Annotated in this window: 1 protein-coding gene; it reads left to right on the top strand. The window is 61.1% G+C overall.

Annotated elements, in window-relative coordinates:
- Positions 1-237 precede the first annotated feature (237 nt).
- Positions 238-753 carry a hypothetical protein gene (locus K336_RS0112445; RefSeq protein WP_155945129.1) on the top strand — a complete coding sequence of 172 codons (516 nt, stop codon included), beginning with the start codon at positions 238-240 and terminating at the stop codon, positions 751-753.
- Positions 754-1054: the final 301 nt, after the last annotated feature.

The following is a 1054-nucleotide window of genomic DNA, read 5'->3' on the forward strand; positions in this document are numbered from 1 at the left end:
CAGTGACCCCTCCATGCATTCACTGCCCCCACCAAACCCGGGACGCAGCATCACTCCAGGCTGGTTGTCGGGTTCGGTTGGGTCTGCGGGGGTGGTCGGCTGGTGGGCGGTGGGGTTTTCCACAGGTCTTCCGGTGGGGGCATGGGACGATGGCGGTGTCGTGTGCTTCCCGCCCCCTGTGGAGGTTGTTCCGTGAGTCGGCGATGGTGCCGGGCTGTGGTCCTGGGTGTGTTCTGCGTGGTGGTCGTGGTGTCGGCGTGCGGCCGGCGGGGGTCTGCCGGCCCGGCGTCGTCGGCGTCGTCGGTGTCGGTGTCGGCGTCGTTGTCTCAGGACGAGTTGTACGCGGAGGCCGAGCGGGTCTACCGGGCGTATTTCGAGTTGGAGCAGCGGGCTTTTCTCGAGGGCGGGGTCAATGGTGTCCCTGTCGAGATGAACCAGTACATCATGGGTTGGTACGCGAAGTCGGAGAACACGGTCCTCGCCCAGATGGCCGAGCGTCGTGTGCGGATGCAGGAAGGGACGCGGTCGCAGTACACGGTCCTGGAGCAGGTGCCCGATGACCCGCCCTCGGATTCCCTCGTCTCCCTGAGCGTGTGCATCGACTCCACGGCGAATCCCCTCGTCGACGCCGACGGGAATTTCGTGGCCGGCGGATACGACATCAACAACGTGTTCTTCAAATATGATGTCGACGACAAGATTAAGATCTACTCCAGTACTGCGAGAGGAGCTGATTCATGCACCGCCGCGTGACTATTTCTTGTTTGGCCGCGTCATTTCTTTGGCGGCCCCTATTGCAGTCCAGGATTCCGCCCACGCATGCGATGTGGCATCAGGCGCATGTGACAGCCAAGGGAGAAGTATGGCTGACATGAAACGAAATCGTATTTTTCGTGGATTTCCTGTGCCGTTCCGGATACGATCGAGGCATGCAGGTCGGGGTCACCCCGGAAGAAACAGCCGTCCTGATCAGGTGGAAGAAGCGTTCCGACAATCATGTGCTGGTTCGGATGAAAGCAGAAGCGATTCTGTACGCCTCCCGTGGCGTTGATGT

This window comes from Propionibacterium acidifaciens DSM 21887 (genome assembly GCF_000426605.1).
Classification (GTDB): domain Bacteria; phylum Actinomycetota; class Actinomycetes; order Propionibacteriales; family Propionibacteriaceae; genus Propionibacterium; species Propionibacterium acidifaciens.